Origin of the sequence: Mycobacterium sp., assembly GCF_035314665.1 — a bacterium.
GTDB lineage: Bacteria > Actinomycetota > Actinomycetes > Mycobacteriales > Mycobacteriaceae > Mycobacterium.
Window position 1 is genome coordinate 1 of the sequence record NZ_DATFZD010000004.1, and the last position, 19,295, is coordinate 19,295.

Annotated in this window: 14 protein-coding genes; 8 read left to right on the forward strand and 6 right to left on the reverse strand. The window is 64.8% G+C overall.

Annotation, left to right across the window (positions count from 1 at the left end):
- The 3 genes from treY to VKI00_RS00140 form a co-directional block, all read left to right on the forward strand.
- A partial coding sequence (gene treY / locus VKI00_RS00130) for a malto-oligosyltrehalose synthase (protein ID WP_324434314.1) occupies positions 1–1,503 on the forward strand: 1,503 nt, incomplete at its 5' end.
- Positions 1,496–3,235, forward strand: a complete 1,740-nt coding sequence (gene treZ, locus VKI00_RS00135) for a malto-oligosyltrehalose trehalohydrolase (protein ID WP_324434316.1) — start codon at positions 1,496–1,498, stop codon at positions 3,233–3,235. The genes treY and treZ, both read left to right, overlap by 8 nt.
- A gap of 36 nt (positions 3,236–3,271) precedes the next feature.
- Entirely contained in the window at positions 3,272–3,724 is a 453-nt protein-coding gene (locus tag VKI00_RS00140; RefSeq protein WP_324434318.1) for a hypothetical protein, read from the forward strand.
- Positions 3,725–3,804: 80 nt separating this feature from the next.
- Here VKI00_RS00140 and VKI00_RS00145 read toward each other — a convergent pair whose 3' ends face one another.
- Positions 3,805–4,473, reverse strand: a complete 669-nt coding sequence (locus VKI00_RS00145) for a hypothetical protein (protein WP_324434319.1) — start codon at positions 4,471–4,473, stop codon at positions 3,805–3,807.
- Positions 4,474–4,957: 484 nt separating this feature from the next.
- Between VKI00_RS00145 and VKI00_RS00150 the strand changes: the two genes are divergently transcribed.
- A complete protein-coding gene (locus tag VKI00_RS00150; RefSeq protein WP_324434320.1) occupies positions 4,958–6,787 on the forward strand; it encodes a phospholipase D-like domain-containing protein in 1,830 nt (609 codons plus the stop codon).
- A 79-nt stretch (positions 6,788–6,866) separates the two neighbouring features.
- Entirely contained in the window at positions 6,867–7,100 is a 234-nt protein-coding gene (locus tag VKI00_RS00155; protein WP_324434322.1) for a hypothetical protein, read from the forward strand.
- Positions 7,101–7,107: 7 nt separating this feature from the next.
- On the opposite strand, the gene ilvA is transcribed toward VKI00_RS00155, so the two are convergent.
- Together ilvA and VKI00_RS00165 are read right to left on the reverse strand one after the other, a co-directional pair.
- Positions 7,108–8,397, reverse strand: coding sequence for a threonine ammonia-lyase (gene ilvA, locus VKI00_RS00160; RefSeq protein WP_324434324.1), 1,290 nt, complete (start codon positions 8,395–8,397; stop codon positions 7,108–7,110).
- A 28-nt stretch (positions 8,398–8,425) separates the two neighbouring features.
- Positions 8,426–8,863, reverse strand: a complete 438-nt coding sequence (locus tag VKI00_RS00165; RefSeq protein ID WP_324434326.1) for a nitroreductase family deazaflavin-dependent oxidoreductase — start codon at positions 8,861–8,863, stop codon at positions 8,426–8,428.
- A gap of 274 nt (positions 8,864–9,137) precedes the next feature.
- On the opposite strand from VKI00_RS00165, the gene VKI00_RS00170 reads away from it, so the two are divergent.
- Positions 9,138–10,373, forward strand: coding sequence for an acyl-CoA desaturase (locus VKI00_RS00170; RefSeq protein ID WP_324434328.1), 1,236 nt, complete (start codon positions 9,138–9,140; stop codon positions 10,371–10,373).
- A 4-nt stretch (positions 10,374–10,377) separates the two neighbouring features.
- Here the strand turns inward: VKI00_RS00170 and fadD11 are convergent, their stop codons facing one another.
- Together fadD11 and VKI00_RS00180 are read right to left on the reverse strand one after the other, a co-directional pair.
- Complete coding sequence (fadD11, locus tag VKI00_RS00175) at positions 10,378–12,216, reverse strand: fatty acid--CoA ligase FadD11 (protein ID WP_324434329.1); 1,839 nt, start codon at positions 12,214–12,216, stop codon at positions 10,378–10,380.
- A gap of 70 nt (positions 12,217–12,286) precedes the next feature.
- Complete coding sequence (locus VKI00_RS00180) at positions 12,287–13,468, reverse strand: transposase (RefSeq protein ID WP_324434331.1); 1,182 nt, start codon at positions 13,466–13,468, stop codon at positions 12,287–12,289.
- 146 nt (positions 13,469–13,614) lie between these two features.
- On the opposite strand from VKI00_RS00180, the gene VKI00_RS00185 reads away from it, so the two are divergent.
- Both VKI00_RS00185 and VKI00_RS00190 read left to right on the forward strand, forming a co-directional pair.
- Positions 13,615–14,436: a class I SAM-dependent methyltransferase gene (locus VKI00_RS00185; RefSeq protein ID WP_324434333.1), complete on the forward strand. Its 822-nt coding sequence runs from the start codon at positions 13,615–13,617 to the stop codon at positions 14,434–14,436.
- Between the two features lie 19 nt (positions 14,437–14,455).
- A complete protein-coding gene (locus VKI00_RS00190; protein ID WP_324434335.1) occupies positions 14,456–15,706 on the forward strand; it encodes an amidohydrolase family protein in 1,251 nt (416 codons plus the stop codon).
- Here the strand turns inward: VKI00_RS00190 and dnaE are convergent.
- Entirely contained in the window at positions 15,703–19,245 is a 3,543-nt protein-coding gene (gene dnaE, locus VKI00_RS00195) for a DNA polymerase III subunit alpha (RefSeq protein WP_324434337.1), read from the reverse strand. The two genes, VKI00_RS00190 and dnaE, sit on opposite strands and share 4 nt — an antisense overlap.
- Positions 19,246–19,295 lie beyond the last annotated feature (50 nt).

The following is a 19,295-nucleotide window of genomic DNA, read 5'->3' on the forward strand; positions in this document are numbered from 1 at the left end:
ATCGAGAAGATCCTCGCCGTCGACGAGGCGTTGGAGCCGACGCTGCCGATCGCCGGCACCACCGGTTACGACGCGCTTCGGGAGATCGGCGGACTGTTCATCGATCCGACCGGGGAACCCGCTCTCACAGCGCTTTACGAGTCGACCGGTGTCGACTACCGGGCCACACCCGCGCTGCTACGCGATCTCAAGGCGACCGTGGCCACCGGCACGCTGGGCAGCGAAATGGCCCGGCTCCGACGGACCGTCGCTGCCACCACCGGGACCGACCACCCGCAACTTCCTGACGCGGTGGCCGCGTTGCTCGGTCACATCGACGTTTACCGCAGCGACTACCGGGGGCTGGCGGCCATGATGCCGACTGCGTTGGCCGAAACCGATTCTGCCGCACCGGATTTGCGCGCACCGCTGCGAGTGCTCGCCGCCGCACTTGCCGCCGGCGGCGAACCGGACACCCGGTTGCAGCAACTATGCGGCGCGGTGACCGCCAAATCCGTTGAGGACTGCCTGTTTTATCGCGACGCGAGGCTGGTCTCGCTCAACGAAGTCGGGGGCGAGCCGCAGCGCTTCGGTGTCGGCACCGCAGAGTTCCACCTGGCCGCCGCCACCCGCGCTCGGCTGTGGCCACAGGCGATGACGACGTTGACCACCCACGACACCAAACGCGGAGAGGATGTCCGCGCTCGCATCGGGGTGCTGTCGCAGGTGCCGTCGCTGTGGACCGAATTCGTCGCGCGCTGGGAAAGCCTGGCCCCCTCGCCCGACAGTGCGACCGGGCTGTTCCTGTGGCAGAACATCTTCGGTGTCTGGCCGCCGACCGGCGAAGTCACCGACGAACTGCGGGACCGGCTGCACGGCTACACCGAAAAAGCGATCCGCGAAGCCGCATCGCATACCACCTGGAACGAACCGGACACCGAGTTCGAGTCTGCGGTGCATCGCTGGCTGGACTCGGTGCTGGACGGACCGGTGGCCGCACAGCTGACCGAGCTTGTCAGCCAGCTCGAACCGCACGCCGAGAACGACGCACTGGGCCAGAAGCTGCTGGCGCTGACCGTGCCCGGCGTACCCGACATCTACCAGGGCACCGAGCTGTGGGACGACAGCCTGGTCGACCCGGACAACCGTCGCCCAGTGGACTACACCGTCCGGCGGGATGCACTGAAGTCGCTGCAGCACATCAAGATCCGTGTTGTCACAGCGGCTTTGCACCTACGCCGCGCCCGTCCGGACAGCTTCCTGCGGGGTGGCTACCGCCCGGTGCTCGCCACCGGAACGGCCGCCGACCACGTGCTTGCGTTCCGGCGCGGCGAGGACGTGTTGGTCGCGGTCACCCGCTGGACGGTGCACCTGGAACAGACCGGCTGGGGTGACACCGTGGTAGAGCTGCCCGACGGCTCGTGGACCGACGCGCTGACCGGCGCGACAGTCACGGGGACGGTGCCCGCCGCCGAGCTGTTCACCGAGTTGCCGGTCGCGCTGTTGGAGCGTAGCGATGGCTGAATTCGCTGTGTGGGCGCCCAAACCCGAGCAGGTCCGCCTGGACGTTGACGGCGAGGTGTGTCGGATGACGCGGGGCGACGACGGCTGGTGGTGGGCCACCGTCGACGCGACACCGACCGCCCGCTACGGGTATCTCCTCGACGACGATCCGAAGGTGCTGCCCGACCCGCGATCACCCCGTCAACCCGACGGCGTGCACGGTTGCTCGCAGTTGTGGCAGCCGGCGGCGCAGGCATGGACGGACGGCGGCTGGACCGGCCGTTCGGTGCAGGGCGCGATGATCTACGAACTGCACATCGGCACCTTCACACCGGCAGGCACCTTCGATTCCGCAATCGAAAAGCTCGACCATCTGGTGGATCTCGGGGTCGATTTCGTCGAGGTGATGCCAGTCAACGCGTTCTCCGGCACGCACGGCTGGGGATACGACGGCGTGCTGTGGTACGCGGTGCACGAACCCTACGGCGGCCCCGACGGACTAATCCGGTTCGTCGACGCGTGTCATCGCCGCGGCCTGGGTGTGCTGATCGACGCGGTGTTCAACCACCTCGGCCCGTCGGGCAACTACCTGCCCCGGTTCGGCCCGTACCTGTCGTCCGCGAGTAACCCCTGGGGAGAAGGCATCAACATCGCCGACGCCGACTCCGACGAAGTACGTCGCTACATCATCGACTGCGCGCTGCGCTGGATGCGTGATTTTCACGCCGACGGGCTGCGCCTGGATGCCGTGCACGCACTGGTGGACACCACCGCGATCCACATCCTGGAAGAGCTCGCGGGCGAAACCGAGGCGCTCGCCGGGCAACTCGACCGTCCGCTGTCGTTGATCGCCGAGAGCGACATGAACGACCCCCGGATGATCACCCGCGCTCGCAGCGGCGGCTACGGGATGACCGCGCAGTGGGATGACGACATCCACCACGCCATCCACACCGCAGTGTCCGGGGAGCGCCAAGGCTACTACGCCGACTTCGGTTCGCTGGCCACGCTGGCAAAGACGTTGCGCAACGGCTTCTTCCACGCAGGCACATATTCGTCATTTCGAAAGAGGCGGCACGGACGGCCCTTGAACACAGCGGAGGGCTCAGGGATTCCGGCCACCCGGCTGCTGGCCTACACCTGCACGCATGACCAAGTCGGTAACCGTGCACTCGGAGATCGCCCGTCACAGAACCTGACCTATGGTCAGCTGGCGGTCAAGGCCGCACTGGTGCTCGGGTCGCCCTACACCGCAATGCTTTTCATGGGCGAGGAGTGGGGCGCGTCGACGCCGTTTCAATTCTTCAGCTCGCATCCGGAGCCGGAGTTGGCGCGGGCCACCGCCGAGGGACGCAAGAAGGAGTTCGCCGACCACGGCTGGGACGCCGACGAAATTCCCGACCCCCAGGATCCGCAGACCTTCCAACGCTCGAAACTGGACTGGGCCGAGGCCGACGTCGGTGACCACGCGCGACTGCGACGCCTCTATCACGACCTGATCGCATTGCGGCGCAGTGAAACTGACCTGGCCGACCCGTGGCTGGACCACATGGCGATCGACTACGACGAAGACTGGCACTGGCTCGTCATGCGCCGTGGCCGATTGGCGGTCGCCTGCAATCTGGGCGCCGAGGCAGTTGATGTTCCGGTCACCGGCGAGGTGGTGTTGTGCTCCGAGCTGCCCAACGCCACTGCCACCAGCACAGAACTGCGGCCGTATTCGTTCGCGATCCTGCGGTCTGTGGATAGCTGACTACCCGCGGCGTCGGCGACCGCCGATGATGCCCGGATGAGTCATCGCGACCTGTTGCCGATTCCGCCCATCGAGACCGCCAGCGATCCGATTCACTGTGCTGCCGATCTGCGCCAGCGGTGGCGGGCGCTGATGGGGCCGCTGGGATTTGACGAACGGCTGCTGTGGTTCGGCCTCATCGGGCCGGATCGTTGCTTTGCCAGGAAGCTGAGCCGCGTGCCGGTGCTCCCGCGGCCACAGGGCCGAATCTTGTGGAACCTGATGTCGGCGCTGCGCACGCTGCTCGACGACCTGGAACCGCGAAATACGGTGGCACTGCTGCTCACCCGGCCCGGGCGCGGCCCCGTCACTCCAACCGACCGGGTGTGGTCGAAAACGTTGACGGACATGGCCGAAAGGTTCGCGGTCCCGTTGGAACCGATCTTTCGCGCCAACGACGAATCGCTCGAACTGGTCGACGCGGCCAACTTTGGCAATTCCCGGCGCTGAACGGCGTCGCTGGCAACACCGATTTGCCGCGACTCCTCGGCGTAAAAAGCGGACGCCGAGGAGCCACGGGCAGGACGCGCTCATGCGACGATGGCGACCACTTCCACAACTGCCCCGACGACTTGGCCTGCTGCTTTGATCCCGGAAATGACGGAATTGACTGCGGCTTGCATGTCCCAGTTCACATGGGCGCTCCACTGCCAGTGCCAACCAGCAGCGAGCTTCGACCAGTTTTGCTTGATGGCCGGACTGACCTGGGATTTATTCCAGTTGAAGTCGCGAGAACCCGACTCGAACGTGCCATGCACCTTGCCGCTGGCGGTAAACGTGTAGGCGTTGCCACCCGAGTCGACGACCACCCAGGCGAATTCCACCTTGTAACTCGGCGCACCCGATACGTGGAAATGACCGCTGAATTGGCAGGTACCGTCGGAATGAAGCGTTAGCGAAGCAAAGCCTCCGACGGGTACACCGTTGTGGAACGTTATGGAGTTCGTGTTGAACGGTCCGATTGTGGTCGGAAGGGGGGCGGCTGTCGGCGCATGCAAAGCTTTTTTGAGATCAACTAGCTTCGCAATATGTGGGTGAGCGTCTTGAACTTCTCGCAGGCTCTTGAGCTGCGTTACTTCCGCCGAGCCGCCCGCACTGGCCGTGACAGCCAGTTGTGCCGCCGAGCGACGAGTGAGGTGATCTACCCGGGCCTCGCCGTCATGCTGACCGGATTTTGGCGTCGCGAGTTTCTGTGACATTTCTGTCGCCTCTCTTGCCTTTAGATACAACTCGGGCGATGGATTCCCGAGTGTGCCGGTGCTTCCGGCATCTCGAATGGTGAAGGCCTGGCGATCGATACGGCAGAGTAGTGCACTACTCGAATGAAAGAATCCGCATGACGTTAGGCACGGATAAGTGTCGGCTGCACCAGCGGGGACGGCGCATGGCGTCGCTGCAGCCGAAGCTTTCTCACACGCATCGGTGGGCTGGCACCGACAATCCTGGAGGTCTTCGGTACCAACGGGCCGCATCGGCTGGGGCGCTGAGCGGCCTTCTTGAGCCGATTACTCGTAATCTCCAAGCGTCAGCCTGCCGTTCGCCTGCCAGGCGTGCCGACTACGTGGTGGCCGGCATCGTCAATTCGAGTAGTTGGCTACGCGTGTCAACCCGTTGACCCAAGGGCATAGTGCTACTGAACACGCGCGCTGCGACACCCGCCGACCACCGAGAAAGGATGCCACCATGCCAGTCACCCGTGCCACCAGTGAGCTCATTGCAGTCAACGCATTCCGGGGGGATGCCAAGACCCTCCTCGCCTTCGATCTGAGCACACCCGCGGCACGGGATCAGCTGGCAGGTTTCACCATCGAAGTCCGGCCCCCGAGTGCCACCTCCTACTACGTCGAGAACAACCTGCGCCTGGGACCGTCACAGGGCCACGCTCAAGTTGCCGGCGAGTCGCCGTTTTCGAGCGTCAATGCTCCGATCCACAAGTTCCGATGGGTGCACGTGCCGGGACTGGTGCACCAGGACGGGTCGCCGACCGTCGGTACCTACACCTACGTGGTGACGCCGCGCTATTTCGACGACGCTAAAACGCTGCAGGCGTTGGACACGTCGACCAGCGTCACAGTTGACGTGGAGGTCGCCCCGTTCCAAAAGGGCTCTCTCACCGTGGGCTTCACTCGTGGTTACGTCCAATCTCAGGCCTTCGTAAGGCATTTCGGGCCCAGCATGCATATCCGGCCCGACGGCGATGACTTGATCTATGACACCGGAGCGGTTGCGGGCAGCAACGGTAGCGGCCAGACCTACAGCTACAACGACGAATACCAATGGCTCGGATTTACTGCCCGCCAACAGATCCTGGATGTCCTCGCAGAAGTTCAAGCCGACCCGACACTGTCGCTGGATATGTTCGCTTATGACCTCAACGAACCCGAGGTGTGCTCGTCATTGCTCAAACTGGGGGCTTCCGGACAGATCCGGATCATCCTCGACAACGCGGCGCTACACCACAACGCCGCGAAGCCCACCCCGGAGGACAACTTCGCCGACGAGTTCACGGCGCAGGCCGCGGATGCGCTCAAACGCGGCAAGTTCGGCCGCTACGCCCACGACAAAATCCTCATCGTGTCCGACAAAGATGGCCCGCGTACCGTCCTGACCGGCTCGACGAACTTCTCAGTGACCGGGCTCTACGTCAACGCCAATCACGTACTGACCTTTGACGATCGCGAGGTTGCCACCACCTACTCGAATGTGTTCAACGAGGCATGGTCTGATGACGTTAAAGCCGCTAAGTTCGCCGCCTCGACGTGGGCTGGCCAGACGTTCAACTTTGGCGGAGCAGCGAGTTCCACGCCGCCAACGTCGATCACTTTTTCTCCGCATCCTCAAGACGTCGCTGCGCAGATTCTCGGCGATCTTGTCAGCAGAATCCAAGCCGAGGCCGCAGTCGCGGCACCGCAGCATGGCTCGGTGTTCTTTGCGGTGATGGAGCTCAGCGGAGCCGGTGAGAACCCGGTGTATGACGCGCTCAACGACATCCACAGCAACACAGCCGTGTTCAGCTACGGAATCTCTGACGCCCCCAAAAGCGTGTCGCTATACCTACCGGGCAACAACACCGGCATCCTGGTCAGCGGACGCCCCGGCAAGGAGCTATTGCCGCCGCCGTTTAACCAGGTGCCGCAGTTCCGCGGCCACGAGATCCATCACAAGTTCGTGGTATGCGGATTCCGCGGAGATGACCCGGTCGTTTATTGCGGATCGTCGAACCTAGCGCTGGGCGGTGAAAAGGCCAACGGCGACAACCTATTGGCGATACGGGACGCCGACGTCGCGACGGTGTTCGTCATCGAAGCGCTGGCGTTGGTCGACCACTACGAGTTCCTGAACACCCTGAGCAACAAAACGGGCTCAACACCGGCCGCTGCCGCGAAGCAAACCGACAAGCGCGCCGCGGCCAGCGCCGCCGGGTGGGTGCTGGGTACCACCAACGCCTGGACCGAAAAATACTTCGACCCTAACGACCTGCACTACGCCGATCGCGAATTGTTTGGGACTTAAAGGGATATGGCGCCCCGATCAATCCGGTAACTTGCCGATGTGACGAGCCCATAAACCACCTGCAAGCGAGGGTCGCATAGTGAGCGATATTGACATTGCTGCCAGAGCCCGCCTCGACTACATCGAACAGCAGCTCCAAGCTCTGTTCCCCGATCGCTACGTCCCATTCGCGGCGGCCAGCGCCGTCGGGATGCCACCGGGGGTGGTCGAGCTTGCCCGCAACGGCAAGACGATCGCCGCGATCCAGGAATACCGCAACGCCACCGGCGCCGGGTTGAAAGAGGCAAAAGCGGCCGTCGAATCCATCCGCTGAACCCGGGCTATAGGAGATAGCGGTAGGCCGCCGAGCCCGGCTCGATGGTTTCGATTTGCATCTCGGTGGCACGCATCCGCTGCAACAGGCCGTCGAAGTCGGCGGCCGAGCCCAGCTCGATACCCACTAGCGCCTCACCGGTCTCCCGGTTGTTGCGCTTGACGTACTCGAACAGCGTGATGTCGTCGTTGGGTCCCAGCACCTCGTCCAGGAACCGGCGCAGCGCCCCGGGCTCCTGCGGGAAGTCGACCAGAAAGTAGTGCTTGAGACCCAGGTGAACCAGCGAGCGCTCCAGCACCTCGCCGTACCGGGACACGTCGTTGTTGCCGCCGGACACCAGGCACACCACGGTGCTGTCCGGCTCGACGTCGGCTTCCAGCAGACCGGCGACCGACAACGCGCCCGCCGGCTCGGCGATGATGCCCTCGTTTTGGTACAGGTCCAGCATGGCGGTGCACACCGCGCCCTCGTCGACGGTGGTGATCGACACCATGTTGCCGGCGGCGGCCAGCGTGGCATAGGTCACCGTGCCCGCCCGTCTGACCGCGGCGCCGTCGACGAACTGGTCGACGTGGTCCAGGCTCACCGGCTCCCCGGCAGCCAGCGCGGCCATCATCGCCGCGGCACCGGCGGGCTCGACGCCCAGCACCGCGGTGTTGTTCGTCCGCTCGGCGAGGTAGGTGGTGATGCCGGCGATGCAGCCGCCACCGCCGACCGGGACCACGACCAGGTCCGGTTCGCCGTCCAGCTGGTCGAGCAGTTCAACGGCGATCGTGCCCTGCCCGGCGATGGTGCGCGGGTCGTCGAACGGCGGGACCAGGGTGGCGCCGGTGCGCGCCACGTCAGCGTTCGCGGCCTCGGCCGCCATGTCGTAGGTCGATCCGCCGACGATCAGTTCGATGAAGTCCCCGCCGTGATAATGGATGCGATCCCGCTTTTGCTTCGGGGTCTTGGCCGGCACGTAGACGCGGCCGTGCACCCCCAGCGTCCGGCAGGCGAATGCGAAGCCTTGCGCGTGGTTGCCCGCCGACGAGCACACCACGCCCGCGGCCAGCTCCTCGTCCGACAGCTGCACCAACAGGTTGTAGGCACCGCGCAGCTTGTATGAGCGCACGGTTTGCAGGTCTTCGCGCTTGAGGTAGACGCTGGCCCCGGTCGTCGCGGACAACCGATCGCTGAACTGGAGCGGCGTGGGGGTCACCACCCCGGCAATTCGCTTGGCCGCAGCATCGATCTCGGCCGCGCATAGCGGCCCACCAGGCGGGGTGCCGGGGCTTTGGCTCAGTTCAGCGGACACCGATCAATGGTGCCACCCAGCTGCAAATTCAGTGCACAGGGGTGAGCACGAAGACCGGAATCTGCCGATCGGTGTTCTTCTGGTAGTCGGCGTAGTCCGGGTAGGCCGCCACCGCCCGCTCCCACCAAACGGCCTTCTCGTCGCCGAATACCTCGCGGGCGTCGTAGTCGTGGGTGACGCTGCCATCCTGCAGCTCGACGCGCGGGTTCTTGGCGACGTTGTAGTACCAGACCGGGTTTTTCGGCGCCCCGCCCAATGAGGCGACGATCGCGTACTCGCCGTCATGTTCGACCCGCATCAGCGGAGTCTTGCGAAGCTTGCCGGTCTTGGCGCCCACCGTGGTCAACAGGATGATGGGCATGCCCTTCATATCCGCGGCGTCAGTTCCCCCGGATTCGGCGTACTTCTCGGCTTGTTCTCGGGACCAATCCCACGGGCTAGGGGCGTATTCACCTTCAAGCGGCATGACTCCACCTTAATCGCGCTGAGGCCGGGGTGTGACGCCCGCCGTGTAGAGTCTGCAAGCGATGCCGGCGGCGTAACGCCGACAAAGCAGGTGCACCGGGACAGCAGCGCCCCGCTGAACTGAAGTCGCACAGATGCTCGACCCACGCGGGTGAACATCCGCCTAAACAGATCGGACGTGACCCGCCATGTTGGGGTGCTCAAATCGTGCCCGCGCGCCTATCAGCGCGCGAACACGGCGACCCGCCAGCCTGCCCGAATCCGGGTAAGCGTCGGTGGCCATCACCGAAGTACCCGAATACGCCCATCTGAGCGACGCGGATGTCATCGCGCTCGCGGCCGAATTGGACGCGATTCGTTGGGACATCGAGGAGTCGCGCGGCGCAGAAGAACGTGAATACATCCAGCGTGCTATCGCCTTTCAGCGAGGCCTCGAGGCCGCGGCAAGGCTGACCATCCTCGCCAGCAAAACCAAGGTCGGCTGGCTTACCGGAACCGTCGCGCTGGCTGTGGCCAAGTGCATCGAGAACATGGAACTCGCCCATAACATCACCCACGGTCAGTGGGATTGGATGAACGACCCGGAAATCCATTCCGCTACCTGGGAATGGGACATGGTGGGCCCCTCGTCGCACTGGATGTCTTCGCACTACCACCGACATCACAAGTTCACCAACGTCGTCGGCGTGGACGACGACCTCGGCTTCGGAGTCATGCGGGTCACCCGCGACCAGGAGTGGCGGCCGAGCAATCTATTGCAGCCGTTGCGCGCGGTGCTGCTGGCGATCGCCTTCGAATGGGGTGTCGCAATGCACGGCCTGTACTCGGTGCAGGATCGCGAGCACACAGAGGCCGGTAAATCAGCCCATAAGAAGACGATGATCCGCAAGATGGTCCGCCAGGCGATCAAGGATTATGTTGTCTTTCCTGCTTTGAGCCGCCGACGGTGGCGTCGCACACTGGGAGCCACCGTGGTGGCCAACGGACTTCGCAACGGATGGGCCTACGTCGTCATCGTTTGCGGGCACTTCGCCGACGGCGCCGAGAAGTTCACCGCGTCGGTTTTGGAGGACGAGACACAACCGGAGTGGTATCTGCGCCAGATGCTGGGTACCGCGAACTTCCGGGCCGGGCGGACGCTGGCCTTCATGAGCGGAAACCTTTGCTACCAGATCGAACATCACCTGTTCCCTGACCTGCCCAGCAATCGCTTACCCGAGATCGGCGAACGGGTCCGCGCGCTGTGCGTCACCTACGACTTGCCCTACACGACAGGGTCATTCGTTCGCCAGTACCTACTGACGGTACGCACGATCTGCAAATTGGCGCTGCCGGCCCGGTTTCTTTCCGCGTCCTGCGACGACGCACCAGAAACGGCTTCCGAGAACAAGTTCCGGAATGTCAAGAAGCGATCGGACGTGTCACATGTCGGGGACGATGCGCGGCGACGCGGGTTGGCGACGGCACTCCTTGCCCGCCGCAACCAACGCCAGCCCGGAGTACGCCCTTAGGCGGTCACGCCGGTTGCGCGGTCGATGCGTTCCCGGGCTCGTGCACATCCGGGCCCGGCTCGCTGGCATACAGTTCCTCGATCTCGTCGGCGTACTTGGCCATGATCGGCCGACGTTTGAGTTTCATCGTCAGGGTGATCTCGTCACCGCCGGGCTCCCACAAGTTGGGCAGCACCCGGAAGCGTTTGATCTGCTCAACGCGCGACAGTTTGGCGTTGCCCTCGGCCACGCCCGCCGCGATCCGGGCGAGCACCTCCGGGTGGGCCGCCAGCGCCTCGGCGGAGGCGTCGGCGAGACCGTGCTGGGCCGCATATGGGCCTACCGAGTCGGCGTCGAAGACCAGCAGCGCGGTGTTGTACGGGCGGCCGTCGCCGATCGCGAGCATCGCGCCCACCATCGGGCAGGCGGCGATCACGGTGGTCTCGATGTTGGCCGGCGACATGTTCTTTCCGGCCGCGTTGATGATCAGCTCCTTCTTCCGGTCGACGATCCGCAGATAGCCTTCGGCGTCGACGTCCAGGATGTCGCCGGTGTGCAGCCAGCCGTCGGGGTCGATGGCCTCGGCGGTCTTCGCCGGCTCGCCGCGGTAGCCTTTCATCACCAGCGGTCCACGCACTAAATATTCGCCGTCCGCGGCGATCTTGCCCTCCAGCCCGGGCAGCAGCCTGCCCACGCTGCCCAGTCGCGCATCGGCTGGATGACTCACGCTGGCAACGCAGCTCAGCTCGGACATGCCCCACACCTCGGCGATCGGGATGCCGATACCGGCGAAAAAGGCCAGCGTTTCGTTGGGAATCGGCGCCGCACCCGACACCGCCCACCGCAGCTGGTCCAACCCCAGCCTGGCGCGCAGCTGCGACAGCACCAGCTCGTCGGCTTTGTCCCATTCGGCGGCCGCGTCGTCCGAAAGTGGCTCGCCGGCAACCATCGCCGCGGCACGTTTCCCGGCAACCGACATGGCCCACTGCAGAGCCTGACGCTTGGTCTCGTCCTGCTCGTGGGAGACGGCGAATTCGATTGCCGCTTTGAGCTTTTCCCAGACCCGGGGCACGGCGCCCCAGATGGTCGGGCGCGCATCGGCCAGCGCCGCCGCGATCGCACGGGCATCGGAAACCACCGTGATCTGGGCCCCGAACACCTCTTGGTTGTACAGCGCCATCGTGCGGTCGGCGATGTGTGCCGTCGGCAGGAACGAGGTGACGCGATCACCGAATTGAACGCCCAGGACGGCTTCCAGCGCTTGGGCCTCGAACAGCAGGTGGGCATGCGTCATCTCCACGCCCTTGGGATTTCCCGTCGTCCCGGAGGTGTAGATGAGTGTCACCACATCGTCGGGCTGTACCGCCCGCCAGGTCGACTCGAAATCGAAGTCCTCTGTGCCGGCGGCGTAGAGGTCATCCAGCGAGAGCGTGCCGTCCGGCGAACCGTCGATGCAGACGATGTGCTCGAGCTGCGCGCCACTGGCCCGGATCCGATCGACGTACTGCTGCTCGCAGATCAGCACTTTGGTGCCGGCATTGTCGAAAACGTAGGTGAGTTGTTCGGCGGGCAGCGTGTTGTACACCGAGAACGAGGTGGCGCCGAGGTGCTGCGCACCCACTTCTAGCGGGTAGAACTCGATGCGGTTGGCCATCATCAGCGAAACCGTGTCGCCACGACGGATCCCGAGGCCGGCCAGGCCGGCCGCGACCCGGCGCACGTCGGCCGCGTACTCCCGCCAGGTCATCGTCTGCGTGTCGCCCGGGGTGCGCAGCGCGACAGCGTCCGGGTCGATCGCGGCATTGCGCTGAAATGCCTCGCACAGCGTGGTCGGCGGCTCGGAGGTGTATTTCGAATCGATCACCCAGCCGAGGGTAGTCCGGGAGTACCTTGCCGGTGTGACTTCTCTGACGGCTGAAGCCGCCAGCTTCTTTTCACGCCGCTTGGGCATGATGGGCCAGTCCGGCCCGCAGGATGTTGCGTGCGGCGTGTTCGTCTGCCGGTGCGGTGTGACCGCAGTGTTGGCAGGCGAATTCCGCTTGCGTGACGCGGTTCGCGCGCGCTGTGTGCCCGCAGCGCTCACACCCGTCGGAGGTGTGCTGGGGGTTGACCTCAATCCAAGCACGCCCAGCCTCTTCCGCTTTGGCGCGCAAAATCGAGACGAACTGGCCCCAGCCAGCGTCACTGATCGAACGGTTGAGCCCCGTTTTCGCCGTGGCTCCATTGGGCAGGAACATGCCGGGATTGTCGGGATCCGGGACGGGTCTGGCCCGGCGCAGCATGCTCGCGATCTTCAAATCCTCCACAACGATCAGGTCGTAGCGGGCGACGAGCTCGCGGGCTTGTTTATGATGAAAGTCCTTACGCTGGTTCGCGATCTTGCGATGCCGGGCGGCGACGGTTTCCCGTTTGGCCGCACAGTTCTTCCCACCACGGCGGCCTCGTTGGAGCCGCTGCTGGGCTGCGGCCAGCCGCCCCGCCGCAGCGCGCGCCCAGCGCGGATTGTCGACGTGTGCCCCGTCGCTGGTGGTGGCAAAGCTGACGACGCCGACGTCGATGCCGGCCTGACGACCGGTCACGGGCAACGGATTGGTGGGGACGTCATCGTAGGACAGCACCAATATCCAGCGCCGCCCTTGTCGTTTGATCTGGATCGTCTTCACCCGGCCCGCCACCTCGCGGTGCAGATCAACCTTGACCTGGCCGATGCCCTGCAGATACACCCGGCGCTGCTCGGGGAGCCAGCGGGCACCGTCACCGTCTTTGGGCCACTCCACACTGTCGAACCGGCCAGCACCCTTAAAGCGTGGATACCCCGCCGTCTGCCCAGCCTTGACCCGGCGGAAAAACCCGGCAAACGCCTTATTCAACCGCCGCAACGTCGCTTGCTGACTCGAGAACGACCACACCGCTTGATCCGGGCGCCCCGCGCGCATCTCAGTCAGCTGCGCCGACTGATCCCCATAGCTGACCCGAGTCTTGCTGGCGTGCGACCAGCCATCCCTGCGTTCCTGCAACGCCGCGTTATACAGCTCACGGTGCGCCTCCACACAGGCCGCCAACGCCACATGCTGGCGGCCGGTCGGCCGCAACCGAAACACGTACGCCCGCCTCACTACAGATACACTCCGCTACGAGGAAAACGACGGCTCAACATGACCGCACCCTATTCAACGACACCGACAAAACCTGCCAGGCCACGCTGTTCACCAGCCCAGACTCCCCCGACGGCTAAAGCCGCCGGCCCCCTCGGGGCACACTGATGGGAATTGCGATCACCAAGTTGACACCCGTCGAACGGACCGCGTTCGTGACCGCATACGCCCGTGCAGTCGACAGCCGTTGGCCGAGGCCGATACTCGGCGACACCCTCTCCGACGAGATCGTGGCCAAGATCGACTACGACTTCCAGGCGTTGGGCGTGCCAGCCAGCGCGATACGCCAGACCGCGCTGCGCGCCAAGATGCTCGACGATCGGACGCGCAGTTTCATCGCCGAACATCCCGACGGCGTCGTGGTATCGCTCGGCGCGGGGCTGGACACCGGCATGCAGCGGGTCGAGCCGCCGGCCACGGTGGACTGGTACAACGTCGATCTGCCCAACGTGATCGCGTTGCGGGATGACGTGCTGCCCGCCGATGAGCATGCCTACTCGGTGGCGGCGTCGCTGGCCGACGATGACTGGACCGACCAGATCCCGTCGGACCGCCCGACCATGCTGGTCGCCGACGGCTTACTGGCGTTTCTGTCCGAGCCGGTGATCATCAACCTGTTCCGCTATATTCCCGAGCATTTCCGGTCCGGTGAACTGGCGCTCAACGACTACGGACGCGTCAGCCGGTCAAGCCTGCTGGCGATGAAAGTTGTGTTCAGTGCGGTCGGAAACCAATGGGACTACCGGGGTTTCAAGGACGCCCGGGTTCCCGAGACCTGGAGTCCCCGGCTGACGCTGGTCGAGGAGACCAGCCTGTCCCACGCTCCCGAGGTCGACCTGTATCCGGCGGGTGCGCGCGTGTCGACCCGGCTGATGGGGATGACCAAAGGCGGCGCCCGTACGGCGCGAATCTTGCGCTACCGCTTCTGACACCCGACAGGAGACCACGATGGCGGCAACGCTGATCACCGGTGCGAACGTATGGGACGGCATCTCGGCCCAGGCTGCGCCGGGACAGGTGCTGGTCGTCGATGGCCGTATCCAGCAAGTCGCCGACGTCATCGAGGCGCCGCCCGACGCACGGGTAGTGGATCTTTCCGGGCACACCCTGACGCCGGGCTTTATGGACTGCCACGTTCACGTGACGTTGGCGCCACCGGTCGGCGTGATGATGGCGCTCGAATCGAGCAACGCCAAGACGTTGAAGTCGTTGCCGAGGCTGCGAGCCCTGCTGATGAACGGGTTCACCACGATTCGCGATTTGGGCTGCGGAGATGTCGATTACCCCACGATCGAACTGCGCAACGCGGTGGCGGACGGCATCGTCGAGGGCCCCCGAATGGTGGTGGCGCCGCACATGATTTCGGCGCGCGGCGGACACGGCGACTTCAGCGGAATGGTCGCCGACGAATACCAAGGATGTTGCAGACCACTGGAATTGGCGGCAGCCGACGGCGGCGACGAGATCCGCACCCGGGTCAGGCAGGAAATCCGGGCCGGCGCCAACTGGATCAAGTTCGCGGCCACCGGCGGGTTCGCCTCACCGTCGGACGACCCCGGCCCTGCCACCTACAGCCAGGAAGAGATGAATGTTCTGGTCGCGACGGCCGCCGACCTCCACATCCCGGTCACACCGCACAGTTACGGCGACGAAGGCATCCAGCGCGCCGTCCGGGCGGGGGTCCGCAGCATCGAACACGGCAACCTCGCATCGCCCGAGACGATGCGGATGATGCAGGACGCCGGGGTGTTTATGGTGCCCACCCAACACACCATCCTGTCCGGCGCCCGCCGCGACGAAGGCGACGCGTTGTGGGCCGCCATGCCGGAGCACTCGCGCCGCAAGATGCAGAAATACCGCGGCGCCTTGTTGGACGCAGCGGAGCACCTGGCGGCCAGCGATGTTCGGATCGCGTTCGGCACTGACGCCGGAATGTTTCCCCACCAGGACAATTGGCGTGAGTTTCCGATGATGGTGTCGACCGGTATCACCCCGTTGCGCGCCCTGCGCGCCGCCACCAGCGCGGCGGCCGAGCTGCTGCAACTCGACGATCTCGGCGTGATCGCCGATGGCAAGACCGCCGATCTGATCGCCATGCCCGGCGATCCCTTCGCCGACATCGAAGTCACCGGACAGGTGGACTTCGTCATGAAAGACGGTGTGATCTATAAGGATCCGACCAAGGCTAGCGACTCTTAGCCGCCCAAGCAGCCAGGGCCGAGCAGCGCCTTCAGATCGCCCATCAGCGCCGGGGACGGCGTCACCCGCAGCGATGCATCCAATTCGAGCGTGGTGATCCGGTCCCCGCTGACCAACCGCAGATGCACCTGCGACGTGCCGGGGTGTTGTGCCAGCACCTGTTTGAGCGCGCTGACCTTATCGATAGTGCATTGCCGCGTCGGCAGGCTGACCGCCAGCGGCCGGTTGACCTGCGTGTTGGAAAAGTCCGGCACCACAAGGTCGTTGGCGATCAGTGTGGTCCGGTCATCGCGGATCGCGACCTTCGCGGTGACCAGCACCACCGCGTCGTCGACGACGTCGGCACCGAAAGCGGAGTAGGTGTGCGGGAAGAACATCACTTCGATACCACCGGTGAGGTCTTCCAGCTGGGCTGACGCCCAGGGCATGCCGTTCTTGTTGACCCGCCGGTTCACCGACGCCAGAATGCCGCCCACCTTCACCAGGGTGTCGTTGGGGACGTCGCCGTCGAGCACCGCCGGGATTGCGGTATCGACCTGAGTCGCCAGCAGATGCGCCACCCCGTTGAGCGGATGTCCGGACACGTACAAGCCCAGCATCTCGCGCTCCAGCGCGAGTTTGTGCTTGTCGTCCCACTCCTCGTCGGGAACCCTGATGGTGAACACCGCGTCGGCTCCCGCTCCCCCGTCATTGGGGTCGCCGCCGAACAGGTCGAACTGTCCCATCGCTTCGGCCTTCTTGGTGCCCAACACCGAGTCGACCGCGTCGGTGTGCACCAGGAACAGGCCTTTACGAGGATGCTTCAGCGAGTCGAATGCGCCGGCTTTGATCAGCGATTCGGTGACCTTCTTGTTACACGCCGCGATGTCGACCTTGTTGAGGTAGTCGGAGAAGTCGGAGAACCTGCCCTTGTCGGTGCGGGTATTGATCAGCGAGGCAACCACATTGGCACCAACGTTGCGCACGGCACCCAGCCCGTAGCGGATGTCGGTGCCGACCGAGGCGAAGTTCAACACCGACTCGTTGACGTCCGGCGGCAGCACGGTGATCCCCAGCTTGCGGCAGTCGGCCAGATAGACCGCGGCCTTGTCTTTGTCGTCACCGACCGAGGTGAGCAGGGCGGCCATGTATTCGCCCGTGTAGTTCGCCTTCAGATAGGCCGTCCAATACGACACCATGCCGTATCCGGCGGCATGCGACTTGTTGAACGCATAGTCGGCGAACGGCAAGATGGTGTCCCACAACGCCTTGATGGCCTTGGCGGAGAAACCGTTGGCCTGCATGCCTTCCGAGAAGCCTTCGAATTCCTTCTCCAGCACCTCGCGCTTCTTCTTGCCCATGGCCTTACGCAGAATGTCGGCTCGGGCCAACGAGTAGCCGGCCACCTTCTGCGCGATGCGCATGATCTGCTCCTGATACACGATCAGGCCATAGGTCTCGGCGAGGATGTCGCGCAGCGACTCCTCGAGTTCGGGGTGAATGGGCTTGATCGCCTGCCGGTTGTTCTTGCGGTCGGCGTAGTCGTTGTGGGCGTTCATGCCCATCGGGCCCGGCCGGTAGAGCGCGATCACCGCTACGACGTCTTCGAATCCGGTGGGCTGCATGCGGCGCAGCAGGTCACGCATCGGCCCACCGTCGAGTTGGAACACGCCGAGCGTTTCGCCGCGGCCCAGCAGCTCGAACGTGGCTTTGTCGTCCAGCGGCACGGATTCCAGGTCAAGGTCAATTCCCCTGTTGGCCTTGATGTTCTCGATCGCGTCGCCGATGATCGTCAGGTTGCGCAGACCCAGGAAGTCCATCTTCAGCAGGCCGATGGCCTCGCACGACGGGTAATCCCAGCCGGTGATGATGGCGCCGTCTTGCGGTCGCTTCCACAGCGGGATCGCCTCGGTCAGCGGCTCGCTGCTCATGATCACCGCGCAGGCGTGCACACCCGCGTTGCGGATCAGGCCTTCGAGCCCGCGCGCGGTTTGGTAGATGGTCCGCACGTCGGGGTCGGTGTCGATCAGGCCGCGGACCTCGGCGGCCTCCTTGTAGCGCTCGTGGTTGGGGTCGGTGATGCCCGACAGCGGGATGTCTTTGGCCATGATCGCGGGCGGCAGCGCTTTGGTGATCCGGTCGGCGATCGCGAAACCGGGCTGCCCGTAGTGGATACGGGCGGAATCCTTCAGTGCCGCTTTGGTTTTGATGGTGCCGAAGGTGATCACCTGGGCAACGCGGTCATGTCCCCACTTGTCGGCGGCATAGCGCACCATCTCGCCGCGGCGGCGGTCGTCGAAGTCGATGTCGATATCGGGCATCGAGGTGCGTTCGGGGTTGAGGAACCGCTCGAACAGCAGCCCGTGCGGAATCGGGTCGATGTCGGTGATGCCCAGCGCGTAGGCCACCAGCGAGCCGGCCGCCGAGCCGCGGCCCGGGCCGACCCGGATGTCGACCGACCGTGCATAGTTGATCAGGTCGGCGACGATCAGGAAGTAGGACGGAAAACCCTTGTCGCAGATGACTTTGATCTCGTAGGCGGCCCGCTCGGCATACCCGTCCGGCGCACCGGCGGGAAACCGTCGGCGCAGACCGGCGTCCACCTCGTGGCGCAACCACGAGGCTTGGTCGTGCCCGTCGGGCACCGGGAACACCGGCATCCGGTCGCGGGGTGCCCACACGTCGGCATACGAGCTCACCCGCTCGGCGATCAGCAGCGTGGAGTCGCACGCCCCGTCGACCCGGCCGTCCCAAATCGCTCGCATCTCGGCGGCGGACTTCAGGTAGTAGCCGTCGCCGTCGAACTTGAACCGGTTGGGATCCGACAGCGTCTTGCCGGTCTGCACACACAGCAGTGCCTCGTGGTTGTGCGCGGCGTCGCGGGTGACGTAGTGGCAGTCGTTGGTGGCCAGCGGCGGGATGTTCAGCGTGCGGCCGATTTCCAGCAGCCCCTCGCGGACCCGGCGTTCGATGTCCAGGCCGTGGTCCATCAACTCCAGGAAGTAGTTCTCGGCCCCGAAGATCTCCCGCCATTTTGCGGCGGATTCGAGCGCTTCGCGGCGCTGCCCGAGCCGCAGCCGGGTCTGCACCTCCCCGGAGGGGCAGCCGGTGGTGGCGATGATGCCGGCCGCGTGTTCGGCGATCAGCTCGGCGTCCATCCGCGACCACTTGCCCAGCTGGCCCTCGAACGACGCCCGCGACGACAGCTTGAACAGGTTCCGCAGGCCGGTGGCGTTCTCGGCGACCATGGTCAGGTGGGTGTAGGAGCCGCTGCCGGACACGTCGTCGCTCTTCTGGCCCGGGTCGCCCCACAGGATGCGCCGGGTATTAAAACGAGAATCGGGTGCCACATACGCCTCGACGCCGATGATCGGCTTGATGTCCGCCGCCGTGGCCGCGTTGTAAAACTCACTGGCGCCAAACATGTTGCCGTGGTCGGTCATCCCGATCGCGGACATCTCCAGCCGCTGCGCCTCGGCCAGCATCGGCGCAATCTTCGCAGCACCGTCCAACATCGAGTACTCGGTGTGGTTATGCAGGTGCACGAAGGATTGGTTCATAGAGACGCCAGTCTATGGCCGTGCACCGACGACTCCCCGGCGTGTCGGCG

What these genes read in the sequence shown, in the direction of transcription:
- VKI00_RS00145 (WP_324434319.1), bottom strand. Translation starts at nt 4,473, where the DNA reads ATGTCACAGAAACTCGCGACGCCAAAATCCGGTCAGCATGACGGCGAG.
- VKI00_RS00165 (WP_324434326.1), bottom strand. Translation starts at nt 8,863, where the DNA reads ATGCCGCTTGAAGGTGAATACGCCCCTAGCCCGTGGGATTGGTCCCGA.
- treZ (WP_324434316.1), top strand. Translation starts at nt 1,496, where the DNA reads ATGGCTGAATTCGCTGTGTGGGCGCCCAAACCCGAGCAGGTCCGCCTG.
- dnaE (WP_324434337.1), bottom strand. Translation starts at nt 19,245, where the DNA reads ATGAACCAATCCTTCGTGCACCTGCATAACCACACCGAGTACTCGATG.
- VKI00_RS00190 (WP_324434335.1), top strand. Translation starts at nt 14,456, where the DNA reads ATGGCGGCAACGCTGATCACCGGTGCGAACGTATGGGACGGCATCTCG.
- VKI00_RS00185 (WP_324434333.1), top strand. Translation starts at nt 13,615, where the DNA reads ATGGGAATTGCGATCACCAAGTTGACACCCGTCGAACGGACCGCGTTC.
- VKI00_RS00150 (WP_324434320.1), top strand. Translation starts at nt 4,958, where the DNA reads ATGCCAGTCACCCGTGCCACCAGTGAGCTCATTGCAGTCAACGCATTC.
- VKI00_RS00140 (WP_324434318.1), top strand. Translation starts at nt 3,272, where the DNA reads ATGAGTCATCGCGACCTGTTGCCGATTCCGCCCATCGAGACCGCCAGC.